The organism is Pseudomonas sp. LB3P81 (assembly GCF_054897965.1).
On sequence record NZ_JBUBVG010000001.1, the window covers coordinates 5,419,016 to 5,441,741 of the forward strand.

A 22,726-nucleotide genomic window follows, 5' to 3' on the forward strand; every position below is an offset into this window, starting at 1 on the left:
TCAGAATCGGCCTACAACTCGTGGTGAAGATGTCGATTCGACAGGATGGATTTTTTGGTCGATTGCCAACTTTAGGCCGTATAAACTTGCGCAAAGCGTCGGCCAATAGATGTCTCGGCGCCACAGATAAGAGAGTGAGTAATGGGCGCACAGTGGAAGGTTAAACACAAAGAAGCGGCAGCCAATGCCAAGGGCAAGATCTTCGGCAAACTGGTGAAGGAAATCACCATCGCTGCGCGCAACGGTGCCGATACCGCCACCAACGCACATCTGCGTCTGGTGGTCGAACAGGCGAAAAAGGCTTCGATGCCCCGCGAAACCCTGGAACGTGCGATCAAGAAAGGCTCCGGCCAGCTCGGCGAAACTGTGCAATACCATCGCGTGACCTATGAAGGGTTCGCGCCGCACCAGGTGCCGCTGATCGTTGAATGCGTGACTGACAACATCAACCGCACCGTCGCGGAAATCCGCGTCGCGTTCCGTAAGGGGCAATTGGGTGCGTCCGGCTCCGTGGCCTGGGACTTTGACCATGTGGGCATGATCGAGGCGTCCCCGGACAGCCCGGATGCCGATCCGGAAATGGCCGCCATCGAAGCCGGTGCGCAGGATTTCGAGCCTGCCGATGAAGGCGCAACCTTGTTCATCACCGAAGCGAGCGACCTGGATTCGGTACAGAAAGCCTTGCCTGAGCAGGGTTTCACCGTGTTGTCGGCGAAGCTGGGTTACAAGCCGAAGAACCCGGTCAGCGGCCTGAGCGACGAGCAGATGGCTGAAGTCGAAGCGTTCCTGGAAGGCCTCGATAACCACGATGATGTGCAGGACATGTTTGTCGGGTTGGCGGGTTAAGCCGGATTGTTTGAGATCTGACTTGTGGCGAGGGAGCTTGCTCCCGCTCGGTTGCGCAGCAGCCGCCGCTTTTGGGACGGCTTCGCCGTCCAGCGGGAGCAAGCTCCCTCGCCACAGGTTGTGTATTGCCTTCAGTTGAGCGCAGCCAGCTCCCGAACTATTTCGCTGAACCCCGGCCGCGCCAGCACGTCCGGCTGGCAGCAACGCTGCTGCAAATCCTCCAGCCGCTCACGCCCTTCATCGCTCAACCCCGAGTCGATCCGCTCCAGCAATTCCCCCATTAAAACGCCAAACGCGCGCACCTCGATCCGTTGCAATGCACGGCTTTCAAAGCTGTCCTCCGTCGAGTGGAAAGACGCTGCGCCAAAGTCCCCCAACAGGCAATCACCGTCCTCGTTCCACAGAATATTGTGGCCATAGAGGTCGCCGTGGGTGATGCCCTGGTGGTGCAAATGTTCGGCCACCGACGCGATGCCGCAGGCGATCCGCAAGGCCACGCCGGCGCTGAACCGGGTGTGGCTGGCGTAGACATCTCGGCTGCAGGACGCCAGGCTCGGCAACCCGGCGAGGTTGCGATAACTCGGTTCGATCAGTTCCATGACCAGCCCGGCCTGCGCGTGCGGGTGCTCGACGATCCGTCCTTCGACCCGGATCAGGTTAGGGTGAAGGCCGGCGGTAATGCAGGCGTTCATTTCGTGCAGCGGCGAGCCATCGCTGGTCATTTCGCCCTTGTAGAGTTTGACCGCGACCGGCGTTGTCTGCTTCCACAACGCTTGATGAATGATCCCGGAAGCGCCTTCGCCCAACTGTTTCTCCAGGCTCAGCTGCGACCAGGGAATAGTCGGCGTGGCATCGAGGGCGGCCGCATCGGCTTCTGTTTCCAACGGATTACCGGCGTAGGCCAGCCAGGTCAGGCTCGGCAGGGTTAGCAGCCATTCCGGCAATTCGGTCAACTGGTTGGCGGCGATGCGGGTCAGCTCGAGTCGATGGCAATTGCTCAGGCTTTCCGGCAAGCGCTGCAGCCGGTTACCGGCCAGCATCAGTTTTTGCAGGTGCGGGCGTTCACCCAGCTCGGTCGGCAATTCGCTGATGCGGTTGTCGGTCAGGATCAGCCAGCGCAACAGCGGTGGCAGCGCGGCACCCGATACTGTTTCGATGCGGTTGGACTTGAACCCGACCATGGTCAGCGCGGCGCACTGGCCAAGGCAGGCGGGCAGTTCGCTGAAGTGATTGCGGTCGCAGAACAACACGCGCAAACGGGTCAGGCGGTGAAAGTCGTCCGGCAGGCTGCTCAAGGCGTTGCCACCGAGGTTGAGCACCTCGAGCGAGTCCGCGAGGTCGAGGATTTCCCGGGGGAACTCCGTCAGGTCGGCGGTCAGGTCAAGGCGAGTGGTGCCAGCCAGCAGGCCGGCGCGCAGTTGGGCAAGGGTATCCATGATCAGATTCGCTATTGATCGAGGGGTAGGGCGCGGGGGCCTGAAAAAGGGCGCCATGATAGCGGTAAAGATGGGGTGACTGTCAGGGCCTCTTCGCGAGCAAGCCCGCTCCCACAGTTGACCGAGTCGCCTGGACGAACGCGGTCTCATGTGGGAGCGGGCTTGCTCGCGAAAGCGGTGTTCCAGCCACATCGATGTCGACTGACCCACCGCCTTCGCGAGCAAGTAGGATCGTCGCACCGCCGCTCCCACAGGGGGATTAGTGGTGTGGTCAGAATTGCGCGGTTTGCTTGAGCATCTGCGCCGCCGGTGTATCGCTCGGGCTGACCATCGCGTAGTTGTAACCACCCCCCGACCAATACTCGGCCTGCAATTCACCGTCATTTCGACTGCCCCTGGGCAGCAGGAAGTTTTTCGGACCCGGCGGGCGCACGTAGAAGCTGACTTTATGCCCGCTCCGGTCCTCATAAACCACCATCGCCGCCGGCCCCTGTTCGGTGCTGAGCAAGCGCCCGCTGACCGGTTTGAACCCTGCGCCGGAAAGGTCCGGCAAGCGATGGGCCTGGGTGAAATAACGGTCGAGCCAGCCCTGCATATCGCCATCGTCGCTGACTTTGTAATCGGCCGGCAGCATGCCTTGCTGGGCAAACAGTCGATACGCCTGCATGGCATCCGTCATCGGTAGCTGGGCGCTGATGAAAGTCATCTCCCGCGCCTGCCAGCCGCTGAACCCGCCGATACTCACGGCGATCAGCAACACGGCAGCGCTGGCCAGACGGCGACGCGATTGTCGCTTGAGGCGCTGGCGAATCAGCGCCGGGTCGAGGTTCGGGTTGGCCGGTTGCTGCAACGCGCCGCTGAGGGCTGCGCGCAGTTGCTGGGCGTCCTGCTGCCAGGCGCGGACCTGTGCAGACATTTCCACGTTGCCGGCCAGAAAAGTCTCCACCAGATGTCGGTCGTCTTCGTTGAGTTGGTGGTCCACATAAGCGTGCAGGTCACGCTCGCTCGGAGGCATGCTGATCATTTGAGTCTCCGCAGAGAAGGGCGGGTGATTTCGCCGTCGCTGAGTTGGCGCAAGGCCTGGCGGGCGCGGGACAGGCGCGACATCACGGTGCCGGTGGGGACGTCGAGGATTTCGGCAACCTCCTTGTAACTCAGGCCTTCGACCGATACCCAGAGCAACAATGCGCGCTGTTCGGTGCTGAGCTGATCGAAGGCTTGCAAGGTCGAATGGGCGATCACGGTGCGTTCCACCGACGGTTGGGTGTCGTCACGTCCGGTAAAGAATTCGAGCATCCGCGCATAACGCCGGGAGCGCCGGTGAGCGTCGAGAAATTGCCGATAAAGAATCGAAAACAGCCAGGCACGCAGATCGCCTTCGGGGCGTTTTTTGCTCCAACTCGACAGCGCCCGCTCAAGACACGACTGCACCAGATCGTCGGCGTTGCTGGGGTTACGCGTCAACGACACGGCAAACCGGCGCAATCCGGGAATGATTTCACTCAGTTGTTCGTCGATATCGTTCATGAAGTTCTGACTAATCACTACGCTGTGTGAGTGTTCAGGAAGACGCGCGCCATTCGAACTTATTCCACGCCTGAAAAAATAAATACCATGCGATGGAATAAACGTTCGCGCGGTTCGTCTGCTTGATCCTTCTCACTTGTGGCCGATGGCCCTGGAGTCTTTCATGGTAGATCGCTCATCACCGCCCACCCGGCCACCCTTGAGCGCTGCGAGCCTGACGTTGCGCCTGGCCGGCATTGCCGTGGTGGTCGCTGTCGTGGCCGGGGCATTTGCCTACGTCAACGGCACCTTTGACCCACAGCGTCTGACCCCGAAAAAGCTGATCAATGTGCTGGAAACCAACAACGGCGTGCACCCGGGGTTTCGGCGTAATCACTCCAAAGGCGTGTGCGTGATCGGGCACTTCGAAAGCAGTGGCGAAGCACGCAGCTATTCCAGCGCTCAGGTGTTCAATCAGGCGCGGACCCCGGTGGTCGGGCGCTTCGCATTGCCGGCCGGCAATCCTTACGCGCCGGACAGCGCCGTACCGATCCGCAGCCTGGCGCTGCGCTTCACCCAGGCCAACGGCCAACAGTGGCGTACCGGCATGAACAGCATGCCGGTGTTCCCGGTGGGCACGCCCGAGGCGTTCTACCAATTGCAGCAGGCCCAGTCGCCAGACCCGGCCACCGGCAAACCGAATCCGGCAGCGGTGCCGGCGTTCTTCGGTTCGCACCCGGAAGCCGCGCCGTTCCTGGCCTGGATCAAAACCGCCAAGCCGTCCGCCAGTTACGTGACGGAAACCTACAACAGCGTCAATGCGTTTTACCTGGTCAACGCTGCCGGGCAAAAGCAAGCGGTGCGCTGGAGCATGGTGCCGGTGGCGCAGGATGCGGCAGGCGCCACAGCGCCGGAGGGTGGCGATTTCCTTGAGAAAGATCTGGTTCAGCGTATTTCCGCAGGTCCTTTGCGCTGGCAGTTGAACATCACGCTGGCCAACCCCGGTGATCCGGTCAATGACGCCAGCAAGGCCTGGCCCGACGGTCGCAAAGTGGTGAACGCCGGCACGCTGGTGCTCGAAAGCACCCAGCCACAACTCAATGGCGAATGCCGGGACATCAACTACGACCCGCTGGTGCTGCCCGCCGGTATCGAAGGGTCCGACGATCCGTTGCTGGCTGCTCGTTCAGCCGGTTACGCCAGTTCCTACTTGCGCCGCACCAGTGAAGTCAGCCAATTGCCTGCTGCTAAACAGGAGGCTCAACAATGAGCGCCCAACCGAACCACTTCGCACCGCTGGCGCGACTGCTGCACTGGCTGATGGCGTTGATGATCATTGCCATGCTGTTTATCGGCGCGGGGATGGTTGCTTCCGTCTCGGAGCGTCATGAATGGCTGATCCATCTGCACAAACCGCTGGGCATTGCGATTCTGCTGCTGGTGATCGTGCGCCTCGGTGTGCGCTTCTCAACCCGACAACCACCGCTCCCGGCGGACTTGCCCGGTTGGCAGGCGCTGGCGGCCAAGGCTTCGCATGTTTTGCTGTACGCCTTGATGTTTATCCTGCCGCTGCTCGGGTGGGCGATGATTTCGGCGGCGGGCGACCCGGTGATGCTCAGCAGTTCGGTGCAATTGCCGTCGATCCTGCCGGCGAATGCGCAGGTGTTTGCGTTCCTGCGCAAGGCGCACGGGTATCTGGCGTATCTGCTGTTTCTGACCGTGTTGCTGCATCTGGCGGCGGCGTTGTTTCACGGTTGGGTGCGGCGTGATGACGTGCTGGACAGCATGTTGCGGGGTAAGGATCGCGGGTGATTTGAAGGTTGGTAAACCATTGTGGCGAGGGAGCTAGCTCCCGCTGGGCTGCGAAGCGGCCCCAAAATGCGGTTCGCCGAGAACCGCAGTGAATGGATTTACGACTGCTGCGCAGCCGAGCGGGAGCTAGCTCCCTCGCCACAGGGTTCCGGTGTTTTGAAGGTCAGCGTCCGCCACCAATAGACCAATGCCACGGCGTTGATGCCTGCGCCCAGCAGGCAAACGCCAAGCCACCCGCCCCACGCATACATCGCCGTCGAACCAATCGAACCCAACGCGCTGCCAATCGAATAGAACAGCATGTAACCCGCGGTAAGGCGGCTTTGGGCTTCGGGGCGCACGCTGTAGATCAGGCTGCCAGAAAACCAGCATCAGTAACAGTGACAACCCGCTGGTCCATTGACCCCAACCGCGATCGGCCAGATGCCCGGCGCGTGCAGCCGCCAATGCACCGGCAGCACCTGGTTTGCGGCAGTGGGGTGAGGCGTTCTTTTATGAGGACGGGGAGGCGCACTCGCGGGTGGTTGACCGAGATAACGGTCGACCGGTGCGGGCATTGGAGTTGCGCGCTGAGGATGGGCGTTTGTTGGGGCCGGAAGATTGCGTGCGGGTCGCGGCCGAATAAACGTCAAAAGATCGCAGGCTACGCCAGCTCCTACAGGGGAAATGCGATTCTGTAGGAGCTGGCGTGTGGTGGTCGAACGTTTTTGGACCATGATGTAGGAGCGTCGATTTAAGGAAGCATCATGGGATATCGGGTTGTTACCTCTGAGGAAAAAGCGGAAGCCATTCGCTTGGTTGTGGAGATGAATTACTCCATACCTAAAGCCTGTGAGGCTACAGGTGTGGGGCCAACAGCGTTACGCCGCTGGGTTTCACGCTGGCGCCGGGAGCAGGAAGGAATTGTGCAAGCTCCTCGCCTACAGGATCAGGAGCTGATTGAGTCGCTCCAGGCGAAACTGGCGCTACTTGAAGCCGAGAACCAAGTGCTAAAAAAGCAATTGCCCTCTCATCTAAAGGTTCTGTTCGGTCGAACCAAGTGATTGATGGCATCAGAGGGGCAATGTCGATTCGGCGTATGTGTGTCTTGTTCGGCTTGGCCCGCAGCAGCTATTACGTGAAACGTAAAGCCGTGCGGCAGCGACCAGTTTTGGGAGATCTGGGGAGTAAACTTCGTGCGTTGCATAAGCAGCATCGAGAAGCATTGGGTACTCGCGGGCTATCCAAGGAGTTGAGGAAAGAGGGAGTTTTTATAGGGCGTTATCGAATGCGTACCTTGATCAAGACCTTTGACCTACAGCGGCGCAGGCCACGTTATGCGCACTATCGCCGGGCCACGAAGCCAGCTGTCGTTGCACCGAACATACTTGATCGTCGTTTCAATCCAGCCCGGTCAGACACGCTTTGGGCAGGTGATATCACCTACATCAGAGTGGGACATGGCTGGCTGTACCTGGCAGTGGTGATGGACCTGTTTTCGCGCAGGATTGTGGGATGGGCTTGCTCACGAACAGCGGATGCCGAGCTGTCTATGAAGGCACTGAAGCTTGCGGTAGCACTACGCCGTCCGATGCCTGAACTGCTATTTCACTCTGATCAGGGCTGCCAATACACCGCCGATCGCTTTGTTGAGTGCTTGGCAGAAAACCGGATCGTTCAGAGCATGAGTCGTCGAGGTAACTGCTGGGATAACGCAGTAGTCGAGCGCTACTTCAGGACGTTGAAGCACGATTGGATGCCGGAAAACGGATACCAGAATCATTTCGAAGCGGAGAAGGATGTGATGGATTTCATCTCGCACTACAACCATCGCCGTTGCCACTCAGCCTCGAACAACTTGCCGCCTGCGCTGTTTGAGCAGCAGGCGGCTTAATGCTCCTACGGAGTGGTGCAAAAAAACTGAACCACTACACCGCAGCCTGCGATCTTTTGATCCTGATTTCGATTAGCGCAAGGTATCGACCATGTCCGCGACGGTCGTCAGCACATCCGTGGCCAACTGCTTCGAACGTTTTCCCGACCAACCGGTGATCGTATTCGGCGCATCATTGTTGTCCTTGAACGGCATTTCCAGGGTCAACGACAGACAGTCGAATTTCTCACCGACGCTGTTGCACGCCAGGGACATGTTGGCTTTGCCCGGCTCGTCGCGGGTGTAGCCGTGCTTGGTCTGGAAATCCTTGGTCAGGTGTTTCAGATGGCTGCGGAAGTGTTCTTCGAGTTTTTCGATCCGCGGTGTGTAGCCAGGGTTGCCTTCGCAACCGGCGGTGAACACGTAAGGGATTTCTTCATCGCCATGGATGTCGAGGAACAGGTCGACACCATATTTTTCCATCTGCTGCTGAACGAACAGGACTTCCGGACTGACTTCCTGGCTGGCGCTCTGCCAGGCGCGATTGAGGTCCTGGCCCATGGCGTTGGTGCGCAGGTGACCGTGGAAGGCGCCATCCGGGTTCATGTTCGGCACCAGGTACAAATCGGCGCTGGCCAGCAGTTTGTTCAGGACCGGATCGTCATGTCTTTCCAGACGTTCGATCACGCCCTCCATGAACCATTCGGCCATGTGTTCGCCGGGGTGTTGCTGGGCAATCATCCAGACCTTGCGTTGGCCTTCGGCGCCCGTGCCTTTGCGTAGCAGTTGAATGTCACGGCCTTCAACACTCTTGCCGGTGGCCAGCAGTTCGGTGCCGGCCTTGGTCAGCGCTTGCTCGATCAACCAGTCATGGCGGCCACGGCTGTAGGGTTCGAAGTAGGCAAACCAGGCGTGGGTGGCGGTGGCTTCGAGGCTGAAACGCAGGCAGTCGCCTTCGAAGATGGTCGGCACCCGGAACCAGTTGACGTGATCGTAGGACGCCACCGCCTGATAACCGTCCCAGGCCTTGTTGTACGAGGATTTGCTGGCATTGCTCAGACGAAACCAGTGCTCCTGACCGACGTGCAAGCCGCTGGCCTTGAAGTGAAACCACTGGAAATGCTGGCTGCGGGTGTCTGGCTTGATGGCCAACAGCGCTTGCAACGGATTGCTGATGTCCAGTACTTGAATGTTGCCGCTGTCGAAATTTGCATTGATGTCGAAAGAGGATTTAGCCACGCTCATAGTCGATTCCTGAATATGATTTTTTATGGCTGCTACTTTACACGCTGGGAAGGGAAAAACCGGGGGAAATTACGAGGTATAGCGGGGGGCGTCCTCCTTGACGCCGACGCAGCTTAGAGACTGTACAAGTGATTCTCAAGCGCTATTTTTAGTTAGTTTGAGCCAGTGTTGCCGGGCTTCTCTTGCCAACAGATATTCTTTTGATATTATCCGCGCCATCGAATTTGCAGCACGTAAAGACTTCATTAGCCTGAAGGTCAAGCCAGAGTAACTGGCAAAAAAAAGACCCGGCAAAAAGCCGGGTCAAAAACCGTGATTAGCCTGATGAGGAGATAGTCCAGGAGACCGACCTAAGGTCACTTGGACAATCGACTGATCTCGCGACCAGCTGCATGCAATAGTAATCATTCTCGTTTGCAAGTCAAATGATTTTATCTGCGCGATTGGAAAACTCTTTCCCGCGCCCTCGGAAATATCCCTCCCTGTCTTATCCGTGATGAATCCCGTCCAGGGATCGGTCCAGCAATGCCTTGGCCATATCGATCATGTGCACCGTCGAAAACGCCAGATCCCGGTGGACCCCGTGCAGATTGTTCGCCGATTCGGACGCCGTGGCGGCGGCGCAGCGCAGCAGGTCTGATGCACGCACCAGTGCTTCCTCGCTGCTGACATTGCGGTTCACCTCAAAAAAGCGCTCTTCTTCCTCCTCTTCGGACACAGCTGGTTTCAAGTAATAATCCAGTGCCCGCTGCGCGGCGGCCGAGCCTTTTGGCGAGGTGAGGGAGGTGTCGATTTGCAGGTCGGGCAGGTCGTTGCTGGGGATGGTCATGGCGATGGCGAGCTCCGTGGTAGATTCAGATCCGTGATCCAATCCTAGTACGAACTGTATTTGTGACGAGGATTTAAATACTACAATTTGTGTTTTGACGGCCGGAGGCCCCCACGTATCGTGCCGCACATGGATAAATGGATTGAATTGGTCAAGGCCAAGATGAGTGAACTCAACGTCACTCAAGAGATACTCGCCGAGCGCCTCGGAATGTCCCAGGGCGGCATCGGCCATTGGCTGAACAAACGTCGGCAGCCGGGTATCGATGACATGAACCGGGTGTTACACGCACTCGGCATGGAATTTCTCGAAGTGGCGCTGGTGATTAGGGAGCCCGACGCTTCGAAGGACGAAAGCCAGGATCTGGTGAAAAAGTACAACCCGTACTTCCGTTACCCGGTCAGCGACTGGCGAGAGTCCTGCGAGGTGCGCGACGGCGAGCCGACGGTGTATGACAAGGCGCGATTCGAACTGACCGATTATCACGCTCAGGGCGCGGCGTTCTGGTTGAGGGTGGTGGGCGATGCAATGACCGCACCGAGTGGCGTCAGTATCGCCGAGGGCATGATGATCCTGGTGGACCCGGCCATTGTGCCGGAGCCCGGAAAACTGGTGATCGCGCAATGGCCGGACAGCGCCGAGGCGACGTTTCGCAAGCTGATCGAAGAGGGCGGGCAGCGTTACCTGGTCCCGCTCAATCCAACGTATCCGAAAGCCCTTTACACCGACGCCTGCCGAATCATTGGCGTGGTGGTTCAGGCAACGGCCAGGTTTTGATCAGATCGGTCCTCGCGAGGCGTAGGACCGATCTCCATTTCAGGCTTCTTCCAACTCGACCAACGCACTGCCTTCGCTGACCATTTCGCCTTCCTGGCAATACAGCGCCTTGATCACCCCGGCGTGTGGCGCACGAATGCTGTGCTCCATCTTCATCGCTTCCAGCACCACCAGTTGCGCCCCGGCTTCGACCGTTTGCCCGGCCTCCACCAGCACCCGAACAATGCTGCCGTTCATGGGGGCGGTCAGCCCGCCGTGATGGCTGTGACTGGCTTCGACGGCGCTGATCGGGTCGTAGGACTCGATGCGGCGCAATTCACCTTCCCATTGCAGATACACAACGCCGTCGCGACGGATTGCCCGATGCTGGCGGCGCACGCCGTTGTGTTCGGTCAGCAATTGCTCGCCCTTGAGGTGCGCCGAATACGTATCACCCAACGTCAGCGCGCGGTCCTGGCCTTCGCAGCTTAAGTGAAGGGTGATTTCTTTCGGCAATCCGGCACGGAACCCATTGCCGATACCCCAAGGCGAACTCAGGTCATCAGCGCGGGTTGTGCTCGGCTGACTCTGGGCAAACGCCTGCGCTGCGGCTTGCCAGAATTCATCGCTGAGCTGCGAAGGTGCCGGCAGCAGTTGTTCCTGATAACGCGGAATAAACCCGGTATCCAGTTCAGCCGCCGCAAATGCCGGATGACCAACGATTCGACGCAGGAAGTTGATGTTGGTCTTGAGCCCACCAATCGCGAACTCATCGAGCATGCTCAACAACCGCAGACGCGCTTGCTCACGATCCTCACCCCAGGCAATCAGCTTGCCGAGCATCGGGTCGTAGAACGGCGAAATCTCGTCACCTTCTTCAACGCCGCTGTCGACCCGACGTCCCGGACCTTCGGCGGATTCGCGATACAACTCCAGGCGCCCGGTGGCTGGCAGGAAATCATTGCCCGGGTCTTCGGCATAAAGCCGCACTTCGATGGCATGCCCGATCAATGGCACCTGATCCTGGGTCATCGGCAGCGCTTCACCACGTGCCACGCGAATCTGCCAGGCCACCAGATCGAGACCGGTAATGGCTTCTGTGACCGGGTGTTCAACTTGCAGGCGCGTGTTCATCTCCATGAAGAAGAACTCACCGCGCGCATCCAGCAAGAATTCCACGGTGCCGGCGCCGACATAACCGATGGCCTGCGCCGAACGCACGGCGGCTTCGCCCATGGCACGACGCAGTTCCGGACTCAGGCCTGGCGCCGGTGCTTCCTCGACCACTTTCTGGTGCCGACGCTGAATCGAGCAATCCCGCTCGTTGAGGTACAGGCAGTTGCCATGCTGGTCGGCGAAGATCTGAATCTCCACGTGACGCGGTTTCAGCAGGTATTTCTCGACCAGCATCCGCGAATCGCCGAACGAGGATTGCGCCTCACGCTGGGCCGAGGCCAGGGCTTCGGCCAGTTGGCTGACGTCCTCGACCACTTTCATGCCTTTGCCGCCGCCGCCCGCTGTCGCCTTGAGCAGTACCGGATAGCCGATGCGTTCGCAGGCGTCGCGGAAGGTGTCTACATCTTGAGTTTCGCCGTGATAACCGGGCACCAGTGGCACGCCAGCGGTTTCCATCAAGGCCTTGGCGGCGGACTTGCTGCCCATCGCATCGATAGCCGAGGCGGGCGGGCCGAGGAAGATCAGGCCCGCGGCTTCGATCGCGCGGGCGAATCCGGCGTTCTCGGACAGAAAGCCATAGCCTGGATGAATGGCCTGAGCGCCGCTGGCCTTGGCGGCAGCGATCAGTTTGTCGATTTGCAGGTAGCTGTCGGCTGCTTTGCTGCCACCGAGGTCGACGCGGATATCCGCTTCGCGGCTGTGTCGGGCTTCACGGTCGGTGGCGCTGTGCACGGCGACGGTGGTCAGGCCCAGCGCCTTGGCGGTGCGCATCACCCGGCAAGCGATTTCGCCACGGTTGGCCACCAGCAGAGAAGTAATGACAGGTGCGCTCATCAACGCGGCTCCTTGGGGGTGGTTTCGGCCTGCCAGCTCGGCGGACGTTTTTGCAGAAAGGCGCGCAGGCCTTCCTGGCCTTCGGGGCTGACGCGGATTCGCGCGATGGCATTTTCGGTGTAGCGGCGCAGCGCCGGCGTCAGCGCGCCGTGGCCGACTTCACGCAGCAAGTCCTTGCTGGCGCGCATGGCTGCGGGGCTGTTGAGCAGCAGGTTGTCGATCCACTGGTCGACTTTCTGCTCCAGCTCATTGATCGGGTAGCTCTCCGACAACAGGCCGATTTCCCGCGCCCGCTGCCCGCCGAAACGCTCGGCGGTCAGGGCATAACGACGCGCCGCGCGCTCACCGATGGCTTGCACCACGAACGGGCTGATCACCGCCGGTGCCAGGCCGATGCGCACTTCCGACAGGCAGAATTGCGCGTCATCGGCACCGATGGCCATGTCGCAGCAACTGATCAGGCCCAACGCGCCGCCGAAAGCCGCGCCTTGCACCACGGCCAGGGTCGGGACTTTCAGTTTGGCGAGGTTGTACATCAACTCTGCCAGTTCCCGGGCGTCGTCGAGATTGGTGTGGTAGTCGAGTTCGGCAGACTGCTGCATCCACGCCAGATCGGCGCCAGCGCTGAAATGCTTGCCGCGTCCGCGCACCAGCAAGAATCGCAGGCTGGCATCGCTCGAGACCTTGTCCAGTGCGAGGATCAGTTCGCGGATCATCTCTGCGTTGAAGGCGTTGTTCTTTTCTTCGCGGCTGAGCCATAGGGTGGCGAAACCCCGGGGGTCGGTCTGCAGCTCGAGGGTGTTGAAGTCGCTCATATTCGTCCGTCTCCACGGCACTTTGTAGGAGCGAGCTCGCTCGCGATGGACTAGAGAGCGACGCGTTTATTCAGAAAACACGCGTAATCGTTAACGTCCATCGCGAGCAAGCTCGCTCCTACAGGATCACATCCGGAACACGCCGAAGCGGCTCGGTTCGATTGGCGCGTTCAGTGACGCGGACAAGGCCAGGGCCAACACATCGCGGGTCTGCGCCGGGTCAATAACACCGTCATCCCACAGCCGCGCACTGGAGTAGTAAGGGTGGCCCTGTTCTTCGTATTGATCGAGGATCGGTTGCTTGATCTCGGCTTCCTGCTCGGCGCTGAAACCCTGGCCACTGCGCTCGGCCTGCTCGCGTTTGACCTGCACGAGAACGCCCGCCGCTTGCTCGGCGCCCATCACGCCAATGCGTGCGTTAGGCCACATCCACAGGAAGCGCGGATCGTAAGCCCGCCCGCACATGCCGTAGTTACCGGCGCCGAAACTGCCGCCGATGATCACGGTGAATTTCGGCACCTTGGCGCACGCCACGGCGGTCACCAGTTTCGCACCGTGCTTGGCGATGCCGCCGGCCTCATATTTCTGGCCGACCATGAAACCGGTGATGTTTTGCAGGAACAGCAAAGGAACGCCGCGCTGGCAGGCCAGTTCGATAAAGTGCGCGCCTTTCTGCGCGGCCTCGGCGAAGAGGATGCCGTTGTTGGCGAGGATGGCGATCGGGTAACCGTGCAGGTAGGCAAAACCGCACACCAGCGTGGTCCCGAACAGTGCTTTGAATTCGTCGAACACCGAACCGTCTACCAGTCGCGCAATCACTTCGCGCACGTCGAAGGGTTGCTTGGCGTCCGCCGACACGACGCCGTACAACTCGTGGCTGTTGTAGAGCGGGGCAATGGGCGTGCGTTGCTGGACTTCACCGAGTTTGCGCCAGTTGAGGTTGGCGATGCTGCGTCGCGCAATGGCCAAGGCGTGTTCATCGCTCTCGGCGTAGTGGTCGGCGACACCGGAAATCTTGCAGTGCACATCGGCGCCGCCCAGATCTTCAGCGCTGACCACTTCACCGGTCGCCGCTTTCACCAGAGGAGGGCCGGCGAGGAAAATCGTGGCCTGTTCGCGGACCATGATCGCTTCGTCCGCCATCGCTGGTACGTAAGCGCCACCGGCGGTGCAGGAGCCCATGACCACGGCGATCTGCGGAATGCCCATGGCGCTCATGTTGGCCTGGTTGAAGAAGATCCGCCCGAAGTGCTCGCGGTCCGGGAACACTTCATCCTGACGCGGCAGGTTGGCGCCGCCTGAATCCACCAGGTAGATACATGGCAAGCGGTTCTGTTGGGCGATGGTCTGGGCGCGCAGGTGCTTTTTCACGGTCAGCGGGTAATACGAGCCACCTTTCACGGTGGCATCGTTGGCCACGATCATGCACTCGACGCCTTCTACGCGGCCGATCCCGGCAATCACGCCAGCAGCCGGCACGTCTTCGCCATAGACCTCGTAAGCCGCCAATTGGCTGATCTCGAGAAACGGCGAACCCGGATCGAGCAGGCGATTGATGCGCTCACGGGGCAGCAATTTGCCTCGCGAGGTGTGGCGTTCTTGCGCCTTCGGGCCGCCACCTTGCTGCACTTGTGCGAGCAGGGTGTGCAGGGCGTCGACCTGTTTGAGCATCGCCGCGCTGTTGGTCGCGAACTCCACCGAACGGGGGTTGAGCTGGGTATGCAGGATAGCCATGGACAGCTCCGTCTTAGCGGGTTTCGTTGAACAGTTCGCGACCGATCAGCATGCGACGGATCTCACTGGTGCCAGCGCCGATTTCGTACAGCTTGGCGTCACGCAGCAAACGACCGGCCGGGAATTCGTTGATGTAGCCGTTGCCGCCGAGGATCTGGATCGCGTCGAGGGCCATTTGAGTGGCGCGTTCGGCGCTGTAGAGGATCACGCCGGCGGCGTCCTTGCGGGTGGTCTCGCCGCGTTCGCAGGCTTGAGCGACCGCATACAGGTAGGCGCGGCTGGCGTTGAGTTGGGTGTACATGTCGGCGACCTTACCCTGGATCAGCTGGAATTCGCCGATGCTCTGGCCGAACTGCTTGCGGTCGTGGATGTACGGCACGATCAGGTCCATGCACGCCTGCATGATCCCGGTCGGGCCGCCCGAGAGCACTACGCGCTCGTAGTCGAGGCCGCTCATCAGTACTTTCACGCCGCCGTTGAGCACGCCGAGGATGTTTTCTTCCGGCACTTCGACGTCATCGAAGAACAGTTCGCAGGTGTTGGAACCGCGCATGCCGAGCTTGTCGAACTTGTTGCTGCGGCTGAAGCCTTTCCAGTCACGTTCGACGATGAACGCGGTGATGCCGTGGGGGCCTTTTTCCAGGTCGGTCTTGGCGTAGATCACGTAGGTGTTGGCGTCGGGGCCGTTGGTGATCCAGGTTTTGCTGCCGTTGAGAACGTAGTGATCACCACGTTTGTCCGCGCGCAGTTTCATCGACACCACGTCGGAACCGGCATTCGGTTCGCTCATGGCCAAGGCGCCGACGTGCTCGCCGCTGATCAGCTTGGGCAGGTATTTGCTTTTCTGTTCGTGATTGCCGTTGCGGTTGATCTGGTTGACGCAGAGGTTGGAGTGCGCGCCGTAGGACAAGGCGACCGACGCCGAGCCACGGCTGATTTCTTCCATGACCACCACGTGAGCCAGGTAACCCAGGCCAGCGCCACCGTACTCTTCCGGCACGGTAACGCCGAGCAGGCCCATGTCGCCGAACTTGCGCCACAGGTCGGCGGGGAACAGGTTGTCGATGTCGATCTGAGCAGCGCGCGGCGCGATCTCTTTGGCGACGAAGGACTGAACCTGATCGCGCAGCATGTCGATGGTTTCACCGAGGGCAAAGTTCAGGGATGGGTAGCTCATGGGTCACCTTTTGGCTTTTTTGTAGGGTGGGGAGGGCAGTGATTCAGCTCTCACCTTTACGTTAACGTAAGCCTGTGACGAATGGCTGTCAATCACCCTTTACGTTAACGTCAACTTGAGCGAGAGTATAGGCAGTTCTGGAAAGACCAGCGGCGCATTCTGTGGCGAGGGAGCTTGCTCCCGCTCGAGCGCGAAGCGATCGTAAATCGGCAAGTCAGGTGTGTCAGAAAGCACTCTGGCTGATGATTTCACGACTGCTGCGCAGCCGAACGGGAGCAAGCTCCCTCGCCACACAAGCCTCGCTCCTACAATAAAGACAATAGGGGTCGTCATGGATCAACCCAGTGCAAGCCCGCAGCGCAGCTATACCCGTGGTTCCCAGGACAAAGCCTTACTGGCGATGACCATCGGTCAGGCGTTCGATAACACCGTCGCGAAGTACTCGGCTGGAGAGGCATTGGTCGTACGCCATCAACAGCTGCGTTACACCTGGCAACAACTCTCCGACGCGGTGGACCTGCATGCCAGAGCATTGCTGGCGCTGGGCTTGCAGGCCGGAGATCGCCTCGGCATCTGGGCACCGAATTGCGCGCAGTGGTGCATCAGCCAGTTTGCCAGCGCGAAAATCGGCGTGATTCTGGTCAACATCAATCCGGCGTATCGCAGCTCTGAACTCGAATACGTTTTGAAGCAATCGGGTTGCCAATGGCTGGTCTGCGCCGGCTCTTTCAAGACCTCCAACTATCACGGCATGTTGCAAGGGCTGCTGCCTGAGCTGGCGGAGCAATCCATCGGAAAGTTACAGAGTGAGCGCCTGCCTGAACTGCGCGGGGTCATCAGTCTGGATGCGCAACCGCCATCGGGTTTCCTGCCATGGTCACAACTGGCCGATCTCGCGGCCAGCGTGTCCGCCGAACAGTTGCGCGAACGTCAGGACAGCCTGCATTTCGACCAACCGGTGAACATCCAGTACACCTCCGGCACCACCGGTTTCCCGAAAGGTGCGACCCTCAGTCACTACAACATTCTGAACAACGGTTACATGGTTGGCGAAAGCCTCGGGCTGACTGCCAATGATCGACTGGTGATCCCGGTGCCGCTGTACCACTGCTTCGGTATGGTGATGGGCAACCTGGGCTGCATCACTCACGGCAGCACCATGATTTACCCCAACGACGCCTTTGATCCGTTGCTCACCCTGACCACTGTCGCCGAAGAAAAAGCCACCGCGCTTTACGGCGTCCCCACGATGTTTATCGCCATGCTCGATCAGCCGCAGCGCGCCGAGTTCAACCTGTCGACGCTGCGCACCGGGATCATGGCCGGCGCGACCTGTCCGATCGAAGTGATGCGTCGGGTCATCAGCGAAATGCACATGAGCGAAGTGCAGATTGCCTACGGCATGACGGAAACAAGTCCGGTGTCTTTGCAGACCGGTCCGTCAGACGAACTGGAATTGCGCGTCACCACCGTCGGCCGCACCCAGCCGCAACTGGAGAGCAAAATCATCGACGAGGCGGGCAACCTGGTGCCACGCGGCACCATTGGTGAACTCTGCACCCGCGGTTACAGCGTAATGCTCGGTTACTGGAACAACCCCGAAGGCACTGCGGAAGCGATCGACCAGGCTGGCTGGATGCACACCGGCGACCTGGCGAGCATGAACGACGAAGGCTACGTGTGCATTGCCGGGCGCAACAAGGACATGATTATCCGCGGTGGTGAGAATATTTACCCGCGGGAGCTGGAAGAGTTCTTCTTTACCCACCCGGCGGTGGCGGACGTGCAGGTGATCGGCATTCCGTGTTCGCGTTATGGCGAGGAGATCGTCGCCTGGATCAAGTTCCACCCGGGCCACAGCGCCACCGAGCCGGAGCTGCAAGCCTGGTGCAAGGAGCGCATCGCGCACTTCAAGACGCCGCGTTACTTCAAGTTTGTCGAGGAGTTTCCGATGACTGTTACCGGCAAGATCCAGAAATTCCGGATGCGCGAGATCAGTATCGAGGAGCTCAAAGCGATACGGTAGGAGCTGCCGAAGGCTGCGATCTTTTGGGTTGGCGCAGAAGGTTCAGATCAAAAGATCGCAGGCTGCGCCAGCTCCTACAGGGATTTGTATCCATCTTTAGGCTCTTTCAGGAATCGCAGAAAGCACAAAGGGGAGCCGAAGCTCCCCTTTAATTTTCGTTGCGCGTGCTCTTTTTTTATTATTGAGGGGCGGTCTGTTTTTGTTTTTGGCAACCGTGACCCTTTACCGCTGTTTTTGTCGATCCCCATCCGGGATCAAGAGCAAACGTATTTTTTTGAGCGCTGATCTACTTTTTCGCTAAGCGATCCAACCAGTTCGGGAGCTACCTGAAGGTAGTTTTATTGTTCTCTGCCCGGTTGCGGGTAACTCCGAAAAGCACCCTGAAAAGCACACCTTCTCCAAAAAAATCTGTTAGCTGCGTCTCTGCCGTGTTGTTCTTGTTATGTCAGAGTCGTTTCGTCTTATTTTTATTGGTTTGCTGCTTTTTATTCTTGTTATGCAATAGAGATAGCAGAAGCCGTGCCAACTTTTAAAAATCGTTATAAATCAATTACTTATGATTTTGTCGGATTTTTCGTTCAGGCAAAATCCGACAATTTGTTTCCGTGTTACTCGCTTGCTCCCACGTTCCGGCCAGCAGCGGTAACACCCCGACACATTCACTGCGCGCTGCGAGCCTTGGCCACGCGCGAACCGGTCGGACGCCCCAGCACCGTGCAAATCTGCTGGCCAGCGAGAATCAAGGCGTCCAGGTCGATACCCGTGTCGATACCAAGGCCGTTCAACAGATAAACGACATCTTCAGTGGCGACGTTACCGCTGGCGCCCTTGGCGTAAGGGCAGCCGCCGAGGCCGGCGATGGAACTGTCGAACACCGCGATGCCTTCCAGCAGACTGGCGTAGATATTGGCCATGGCCTGGCCGTAGGTGTCGTGGAAGTGCCCGGCGAGTTTCTCCCGCGGCACGTCGGCCGACACCACGTCGAACATCTTGCGCGTCGCGCCTGCCGTGCCGGTGCCGATGGTGTCGCCCAGCGAGATTTCGTAGCAGCCCATCGCGTAGAGCTCGCGGGCAACCCGGGCGACCTGTTCCGGTGCGACGTTACCTTCGTAGGGGCAACCCAGCACACAGGACACATAACCGCGCACGCTGACCCCATGCTGTTTGGCGGCCTCCATGATCGGCGCGAAACGCTCCAGGCTTTCGCTGATCGAGCAGTTGATGTTGCGCTGGGAGAACGCTTCGGACGCCGCGGCGAACACCGCGACTTCCTTGACCCCGGCGGCGATCGCATCTTCGAATCCGCGCAGGTTGGGGGCGAGGGCGCCGTAGGTTACGCCCGGTTTGCGCTGGATCTGCGCGAAGACGTCGGCGGACCCGGCCATCTGCGGCACCCATTTGGGCGAGACAAAACTGCCGACTTCTATATAGCTGAGGCCGGCAGCGGTCAGCGCGTCGACCAGATGCACCTTGTCGGCAACGCTGATCGGTTGAGCTTCGTTTTGCAGGCCGTCGCGCGGGCCGACTTCGACCAGGCGTACGTGGGAGGGAAGAGACATGGGGATCGACCTGTGCTGATTTTCTGAATGTTCATGGAACCCTGTGGGAGCGGGCTTGCTCGCGAATGCGGTGTGTCAGTCAAGTATGTCAACTGACACACCGCATTCGCGAGCAAGTCGGACCGCCGCACCGCCGCTCCCACAGTGGACTGCGTAAAACTATTGAACCACCGGCTGGCTTTTCATCGTCTGTTCCAGCGCCTGAGTGCAGCGCTCCTGCGCGGTGTCCAGTTCCAGCTTCATCTGCTCGATGTCGAGCATCTGCTGCTCCAGTTGTTCGCGGCGCTCGGCGATTTTGTTGAGCATGGTTTGCAGCTGTTTCTGGTTGCCGCCGGTGGGGTCGTAAAGTTCGATCAGCTCGCGGCATTCAGCCAGGGAGAAGCCGATGCGCTTGCCCCGCAGGATCAGCTTCAGGCTGACCTTGTCCCGGGGCGAATAGATGCGTTCCTGGCCACGGCGCTCGGGGCTGAGCAGGCCTTGCTCTTCATAGAAACGAATGGCCCGCGTGGTGATGTCGAGTTCGCGGGCGAGGTCGGAAATGCTATAGGTCTGGCTGCTCATGGGCGCGCTCGAAAAAGGTCATGGCGCTAAGCTAAAGGTAGGTTGACGTTTACGTCAAGGGGCATGGTTCTTCAGTGTGCTTGCGGGCCTCTTCGCGGGCAAGCCCGCTCCCACAGGGATCTTCAGTGAGCACAGAATTTGTGAACAACGAGGAACACTGTGGGAGCGGGCTTGCCCGCGAAGAACGATGACGCGGTACAAAATTCCTACACCTTATCGAACTTCTTCTCTTGCGCCGTCACCTGCTGGCACAACTCGATCATCTGCTCACGCATCCAGCGATTGGCCGGGTCCTGGTCGGTGCTTTCGTGCCAGTAGAGGTGGGTTTCCACCGGGGGCACATCGTTGACCGGCAGGTTCACCGAGTACAAGTCATGACGACGGGCGAAGCGTTCCGGCACGGTCATGACCATGTCGGTCTGCTGCAACACCTGCGACGCCATCAGGTAATGCTGGGAACGCAGGGCGATCTTGCGCTGGATGCCCATCTTGCCCAGAGCCAGGTCGACATGGCCGAGACCGCTGCGGCGGCTGGAAATATGGATGTGGGTCAGCGACAGGTAATCATCGAGGGTGAATTTCTCTTTGACCGCCAACGGATGGCCCTTGCGCATGGCGCACACGTAGCGGTCTTCCATCAACTTGACGTGACGCACCTGTGGGTCGGTGTTGAGCGGCGCATCAACCGCAAAGTCGAGCCGCCCGGCTGCCAGTTCCTTGGTGGTCTCGCGGCGCTTGGACAGGAAGCTTTCGATAATCACCGTCGGCGCCAGGCGTCGCAGGCGCTGGAACAGCGGCGGCAGAATCACCGCTTCGGTGAGGTCGGTCATGCTGATGCGGTACGTCTTGACCGCCTGTAGCGGGTTGAAGATACGGCTTTCCTGTACCGACACCCGCAGCAGGGAGAGGGCGTTGCGCACCGGGCCGATGATGTTCTGGGCCATCGGCGTTGGCACCATGCCTTGGGCGGTGCGCACGAACAACGGATCGTTGAACGTCTCGCGCAAGCGTGCCAGAGCGTTTGAGACCGCAGGCTGGGTAATGCCGACAATCTGCCCGGCGCGGGTCAGGTTGGCTTCGGTGTAGATCGCGTCGAAGACGATGAAAAGGTTGAGGTCGACCTTGCTCAGATTCATTGCGCTGCACTCTTATTGTTGTGGCGTTTTGATGAGGCCGGGGCCTCGGCAATCACCCGATCATATATCGGTGATGAATGTTAATACATGCCGAGAATAGGCTAGGTAAATTTTCGTAGCTGTTCTAGCATCGTTTGCATGACCTAAACAACCTCCCCCCAGAAGGTAGCTGCTCATGGATTTCGCTTATTCGCCCAAGGTGCAAGAACTGCGTGAGCGCGTGACCGCGTTCATGGACACCTACGTTTATCCCGCCGAAGCCGTGTTCGAACGGCAGGTTGCCGAGGGCGACCGTTGGCAGCCGACTGCGATCATGGAAGAACTCAAACTGAAGGCCAAGGCTGAAGGCCTGTGGAATTTGTTTCTGCCTGAGTCCGAACTCGGCGCCGGCCTGACCAACCTCGAATACGCGCCATTGGCAGAAATCATGGGCCGCTCGCTGCTGGGCCCCGAGCCGTTCAACTGCTCGGCACCCGACACGGGCAACATGGAAGTGCTGGTGCGTTACGCCAACGAAGAACAGAAACAACGTTGGCTCGAACCACTGCTGCGCGGTGAGATCCGTTCGGCGTTCGCCATGACCGAGCCGGACGTGGCTTCCTCCGACGCCACCAACATGGAAGCCCGCGCCGTGCGTGACGGTGACGAGTGGGTGATCAACGGCAAGAAATGGTGGACTTCGGGTGCCTGCGATCCGCGCTGCAAGATTATGATCTTCATGGGCCTGAGCAATCCTGATGCGCCGCGCCTTGCCCAGCATTCGATGATTCTGGTGCCGGTGGACGCCCCTGGCGTGAAGATCGTCCGTCCGCTGCCGGTGTTCGGTTACGACGACGCGCCACACGGCCACGCCGAAGTGCTGTTCGAAAACGTCCGGGTACCGTACGAAAACGTCCTGTTGGGCGAAGGACGCGGTTTCGAAATCGCTCAGGGTCGCCTTGGCCCGGGCCGGATTCACCACTGCATGCGTTCGATCGGCATGGCCGAGCGTGCTCTGGAACTGATGTGCAAACGCTCGGTGAACCGCACGGCGTTCGGCAAACCGTTGGCGCGTCTGGGCGGCAACATCGACAAAATCGCCGACTCGCGGATGGAAATCGACATGGCACGCCTGCTGACCTTGAAAGCGGCGTACATGATGGACACCGTCGGCAACAAAGTGGCGAAGAGCGAAATCGCGCAGATCAAGGTGGTCGCACCGAACGTGGCATTGCGTGTCATCGACCGGGCGATCCAGATCCATGGCGGGGCAGGGGTTTCCAATGATTTCCCGCTGGCCTACATGTATGCGATGCAGCGCACTCTGCGCCTGGCCGACGGCCCGGACGAAGTGCACCGCGCGGCGATCGGCAAGTTCGAAATCGGCAAGTACGTACCAAAGGAAATGATGCGCAGCCATTAATTGTAGGAGCGAGCTTGCTCGCGA

At 59.6% G+C, this 22,726-nt stretch carries 20 protein-coding genes and 2 pseudogenes; 9 read left to right on the top strand and 13 right to left on the bottom strand.

Features of this window, described 5'->3' with window-relative positions; all coding sequences use genetic code 11:
- The first annotated feature begins 141 nt into the window (after positions 1-141).
- Entirely contained in the window at positions 142-846 is a 705-nt protein-coding gene (locus ACYZTL_RS25145) for a YebC/PmpR family DNA-binding transcriptional regulator (RefSeq protein ID WP_461954002.1), read from the top strand.
- A gap of 131 nt (positions 847-977) precedes the next feature.
- Here ACYZTL_RS25145 and ACYZTL_RS25150 read toward each other — a convergent pair whose 3' ends face one another.
- The 3 genes from ACYZTL_RS25150 to ACYZTL_RS25160 form a co-directional block, all read right to left on the bottom strand.
- Positions 978-2,282, bottom strand: coding sequence for a protein kinase (locus ACYZTL_RS25150; protein ID WP_461954003.1), 1,305 nt, complete (start codon positions 2,280-2,282; stop codon positions 978-980).
- A gap of 271 nt (positions 2,283-2,553) precedes the next feature.
- Positions 2,554-3,306 (bottom strand): anti-sigma factor family protein, encoded by a 753-nt coding sequence (locus tag ACYZTL_RS25155; protein ID WP_461954004.1) that lies wholly within the window; start codon positions 3,304-3,306, stop codon positions 2,554-2,556.
- Positions 3,303-3,809, bottom strand: a complete 507-nt coding sequence (locus tag ACYZTL_RS25160) for an RNA polymerase sigma factor (protein ID WP_461954005.1) — start codon at positions 3,807-3,809, stop codon at positions 3,303-3,305. The genes ACYZTL_RS25155 and ACYZTL_RS25160 overlap by 4 nt, the downstream gene beginning before the upstream one ends.
- Positions 3,810-3,972: 163 nt before the next feature.
- Between ACYZTL_RS25160 and ACYZTL_RS25165 the strand changes: the two genes are divergently transcribed.
- Together ACYZTL_RS25165 and ACYZTL_RS25170 are read left to right on the top strand one after the other, a co-directional pair.
- A complete protein-coding gene (locus tag ACYZTL_RS25165; RefSeq protein ID WP_461954006.1) occupies positions 3,973-5,058 on the top strand; it encodes a catalase family peroxidase in 1,086 nt (361 codons plus the stop codon).
- The gene (locus ACYZTL_RS25170) at positions 5,055-5,600 is read left to right on the top strand and encodes a cytochrome b (RefSeq protein WP_461954007.1); all 546 of its coding nucleotides are present in this window, start codon (positions 5,055-5,057) and stop codon (positions 5,598-5,600) included. The genes ACYZTL_RS25165 and ACYZTL_RS25170 overlap by 4 nt, the downstream gene beginning before the upstream one ends.
- Before the next feature lie 98 nt (positions 5,601-5,698).
- Here the strand turns inward: ACYZTL_RS25170 and ACYZTL_RS25175 are convergent.
- Positions 5,699-6,062 (bottom strand): annotated as a pseudogene (locus tag ACYZTL_RS25175) (MFS transporter); the annotation flags it as partial.
- Between ACYZTL_RS25175 and ACYZTL_RS25180 the strand changes: the two are divergent.
- The 3 genes and pseudogenes from ACYZTL_RS25180 to ACYZTL_RS25190 form a co-directional block, all read left to right on the top strand.
- Positions 6,052-6,225 (top strand): annotated as a pseudogene (locus ACYZTL_RS25180) (winged helix-turn-helix transcriptional regulator); the annotation flags it as partial. The pseudogenes ACYZTL_RS25175 and ACYZTL_RS25180 overlap by 11 nt on opposite strands.
- Before the next feature lie 121 nt (positions 6,226-6,346).
- Positions 6,347-6,643, top strand: coding sequence for a transposase (locus ACYZTL_RS25185; RefSeq protein WP_461951414.1), 297 nt, complete (start codon positions 6,347-6,349; stop codon positions 6,641-6,643).
- 35 nt (positions 6,644-6,678) lie between these two features.
- Positions 6,679-7,473: an IS3 family transposase gene (locus tag ACYZTL_RS25190; protein WP_461950135.1), complete on the top strand. Its 795-nt coding sequence runs from the start codon at positions 6,679-6,681 to the stop codon at positions 7,471-7,473.
- Positions 7,474-7,545: 72 nt separating this feature from the next.
- Here the strand turns inward: ACYZTL_RS25190 and ACYZTL_RS25195 are convergent, their stop codons facing one another.
- Together ACYZTL_RS25195 and ACYZTL_RS25200 are read right to left on the bottom strand one after the other, a co-directional pair.
- Positions 7,546-8,697: a M14 family metallopeptidase gene (locus ACYZTL_RS25195; protein ID WP_461954008.1), complete on the bottom strand. Its 1,152-nt coding sequence runs from the start codon at positions 8,695-8,697 to the stop codon at positions 7,546-7,548.
- A 487-nt stretch (positions 8,698-9,184) separates the two neighbouring features.
- Entirely contained in the window at positions 9,185-9,526 is a 342-nt protein-coding gene (locus tag ACYZTL_RS25200) for a DUF6124 family protein (protein WP_461954009.1), read from the bottom strand.
- 129 nt (positions 9,527-9,655) lie between these two features.
- Between ACYZTL_RS25200 and ACYZTL_RS25205 the strand changes: the two genes are divergently transcribed.
- The gene (locus tag ACYZTL_RS25205) at positions 9,656-10,303 is read left to right on the top strand and encodes a LexA family protein (protein WP_461954010.1); all 648 of its coding nucleotides are present in this window, start codon (positions 9,656-9,658) and stop codon (positions 10,301-10,303) included.
- 39 nt (positions 10,304-10,342) lie between these two features.
- Here ACYZTL_RS25205 and ACYZTL_RS25210 read toward each other — a convergent pair whose 3' ends face one another.
- The 4 genes from ACYZTL_RS25210 to ACYZTL_RS25225 all read right to left on the bottom strand — a co-directional run bounded on the left by ACYZTL_RS25210 (position 10,343) and on the right by ACYZTL_RS25225 (position 16,018).
- Positions 10,343-12,292, bottom strand: a complete 1,950-nt coding sequence (locus tag ACYZTL_RS25210; RefSeq protein WP_461954011.1) for an acetyl/propionyl/methylcrotonyl-CoA carboxylase subunit alpha — start codon at positions 12,290-12,292, stop codon at positions 10,343-10,345.
- Entirely contained in the window at positions 12,292-13,107 is an 816-nt protein-coding gene (locus ACYZTL_RS25215; RefSeq protein ID WP_461954012.1) for a gamma-carboxygeranoyl-CoA hydratase, read from the bottom strand. Before ACYZTL_RS25215 ends, ACYZTL_RS25210 begins: the two co-directional genes overlap by 1 nt.
- A 126-nt stretch (positions 13,108-13,233) precedes the next feature.
- Positions 13,234-14,841 carry a carboxyl transferase domain-containing protein gene (locus ACYZTL_RS25220; RefSeq protein ID WP_461954013.1) on the bottom strand — a complete coding sequence of 536 codons (1,608 nt, stop codon included), beginning with the start codon at positions 14,839-14,841 and terminating at the stop codon, positions 13,234-13,236.
- Positions 14,842-14,854: 13 nt separating this feature from the next.
- Positions 14,855-16,018, bottom strand: a complete 1,164-nt coding sequence (locus ACYZTL_RS25225; protein ID WP_461954014.1) for an isovaleryl-CoA dehydrogenase — start codon at positions 16,016-16,018, stop codon at positions 14,855-14,857.
- 331 nt (positions 16,019-16,349) lie between these two features.
- Here ACYZTL_RS25225 and ACYZTL_RS25230 point away from each other — a divergent pair, with 331 nt between their 5' ends.
- On the top strand, positions 16,350-18,044 hold the full coding sequence (locus tag ACYZTL_RS25230; RefSeq protein ID WP_461954015.1) for an AMP-binding protein: 1,695 nt from the start codon (positions 16,350-16,352) through the stop codon (positions 18,042-18,044).
- 659 nt (positions 18,045-18,703) lie between these two features.
- Here ACYZTL_RS25230 and ACYZTL_RS25235 read toward each other — a convergent pair.
- The 3 genes from ACYZTL_RS25235 to ACYZTL_RS25245 form a co-directional block, all read right to left on the bottom strand.
- On the bottom strand, positions 18,704-19,603 hold the full coding sequence (locus tag ACYZTL_RS25235) for a hydroxymethylglutaryl-CoA lyase (protein ID WP_461954016.1): 900 nt from the start codon (positions 19,601-19,603) through the stop codon (positions 18,704-18,706).
- A 159-nt stretch (positions 19,604-19,762) separates the two neighbouring features.
- Entirely contained in the window at positions 19,763-20,164 is a 402-nt protein-coding gene (locus ACYZTL_RS25240) for a MerR family transcriptional regulator (RefSeq protein WP_461954017.1), read from the bottom strand.
- A gap of 206 nt (positions 20,165-20,370) precedes the next feature.
- Complete coding sequence (locus ACYZTL_RS25245) at positions 20,371-21,300, bottom strand: LysR family transcriptional regulator (RefSeq protein ID WP_461954018.1); 930 nt, start codon at positions 21,298-21,300, stop codon at positions 20,371-20,373.
- A gap of 175 nt (positions 21,301-21,475) precedes the next feature.
- Between ACYZTL_RS25245 and ACYZTL_RS25250 the strand changes: the two genes are divergently transcribed.
- Entirely contained in the window at positions 21,476-22,702 is a 1,227-nt protein-coding gene (locus ACYZTL_RS25250; protein ID WP_461954019.1) for an acyl-CoA dehydrogenase, read from the top strand.
- Positions 22,703-22,726: the final 24 nt, after the last annotated feature.

Bases quoted from the DNA above. Each gene is read 5' to 3' on its own strand.
- ACYZTL_RS25250 (WP_461954019.1), top strand. From the start codon at position 21,476: ATGGATTTCGCTTATTCGCCCAAGGTGCAAGAACTGCGTGAGCGCGTG.
- ACYZTL_RS25230 (WP_461954015.1), top strand. From the start codon at position 16,350: ATGGATCAACCCAGTGCAAGCCCGCAGCGCAGCTATACCCGTGGTTCC.
- ACYZTL_RS25165 (WP_461954006.1), top strand. From the start codon at position 3,973: ATGGTAGATCGCTCATCACCGCCCACCCGGCCACCCTTGAGCGCTGCG.
- ACYZTL_RS25195 (WP_461954008.1), bottom strand. From the start codon at position 8,697: ATGAGCGTGGCTAAATCCTCTTTCGACATCAATGCAAATTTCGACAGC.
- ACYZTL_RS25200 (WP_461954009.1), bottom strand. From the start codon at position 9,526: ATGACCATCCCCAGCAACGACCTGCCCGACCTGCAAATCGACACCTCC.
- ACYZTL_RS25160 (WP_461954005.1), bottom strand. From the start codon at position 3,809: ATGAACGATATCGACGAACAACTGAGTGAAATCATTCCCGGATTGCGC.
- ACYZTL_RS25205 (WP_461954010.1), top strand. From the start codon at position 9,656: ATGGATAAATGGATTGAATTGGTCAAGGCCAAGATGAGTGAACTCAAC.
- ACYZTL_RS25240 (WP_461954017.1), bottom strand. From the start codon at position 20,164: ATGAGCAGCCAGACCTATAGCATTTCCGACCTCGCCCGCGAACTCGAC.
- ACYZTL_RS25245 (WP_461954018.1), bottom strand. From the start codon at position 21,300: ATGAATCTGAGCAAGGTCGACCTCAACCTTTTCATCGTCTTCGACGCG.
- ACYZTL_RS25155 (WP_461954004.1), bottom strand. From the start codon at position 3,306: ATGATCAGCATGCCTCCGAGCGAGCGTGACCTGCACGCTTATGTGGAC.
- ACYZTL_RS25170 (WP_461954007.1), top strand. From the start codon at position 5,055: ATGAGCGCCCAACCGAACCACTTCGCACCGCTGGCGCGACTGCTGCAC.
- ACYZTL_RS25190 (WP_461950135.1), top strand. From the start codon at position 6,679: ATGTGTGTCTTGTTCGGCTTGGCCCGCAGCAGCTATTACGTGAAACGT.
- ACYZTL_RS25220 (WP_461954013.1), bottom strand. From the start codon at position 14,841: ATGGCTATCCTGCATACCCAGCTCAACCCCCGTTCGGTGGAGTTCGCG.
- ACYZTL_RS25150 (WP_461954003.1), bottom strand. From the start codon at position 2,282: ATGGATACCCTTGCCCAACTGCGCGCCGGCCTGCTGGCTGGCACCACT.
- ACYZTL_RS25185 (WP_461951414.1), top strand. From the start codon at position 6,347: ATGGGATATCGGGTTGTTACCTCTGAGGAAAAAGCGGAAGCCATTCGC.
- ACYZTL_RS25225 (WP_461954014.1), bottom strand. From the start codon at position 16,018: ATGAGCTACCCATCCCTGAACTTTGCCCTCGGTGAAACCATCGACATG.
- ACYZTL_RS25145 (WP_461954002.1), top strand. From the start codon at position 142: ATGGGCGCACAGTGGAAGGTTAAACACAAAGAAGCGGCAGCCAATGCC.
- ACYZTL_RS25210 (WP_461954011.1), bottom strand. From the start codon at position 12,292: ATGAGCGCACCTGTCATTACTTCTCTGCTGGTGGCCAACCGTGGCGAA.
- ACYZTL_RS25215 (WP_461954012.1), bottom strand. From the start codon at position 13,107: ATGAGCGACTTCAACACCCTCGAGCTGCAGACCGACCCCCGGGGTTTC.
- ACYZTL_RS25235 (WP_461954016.1), bottom strand. From the start codon at position 19,603: ATGTCTCTTCCCTCCCACGTACGCCTGGTCGAAGTCGGCCCGCGCGAC.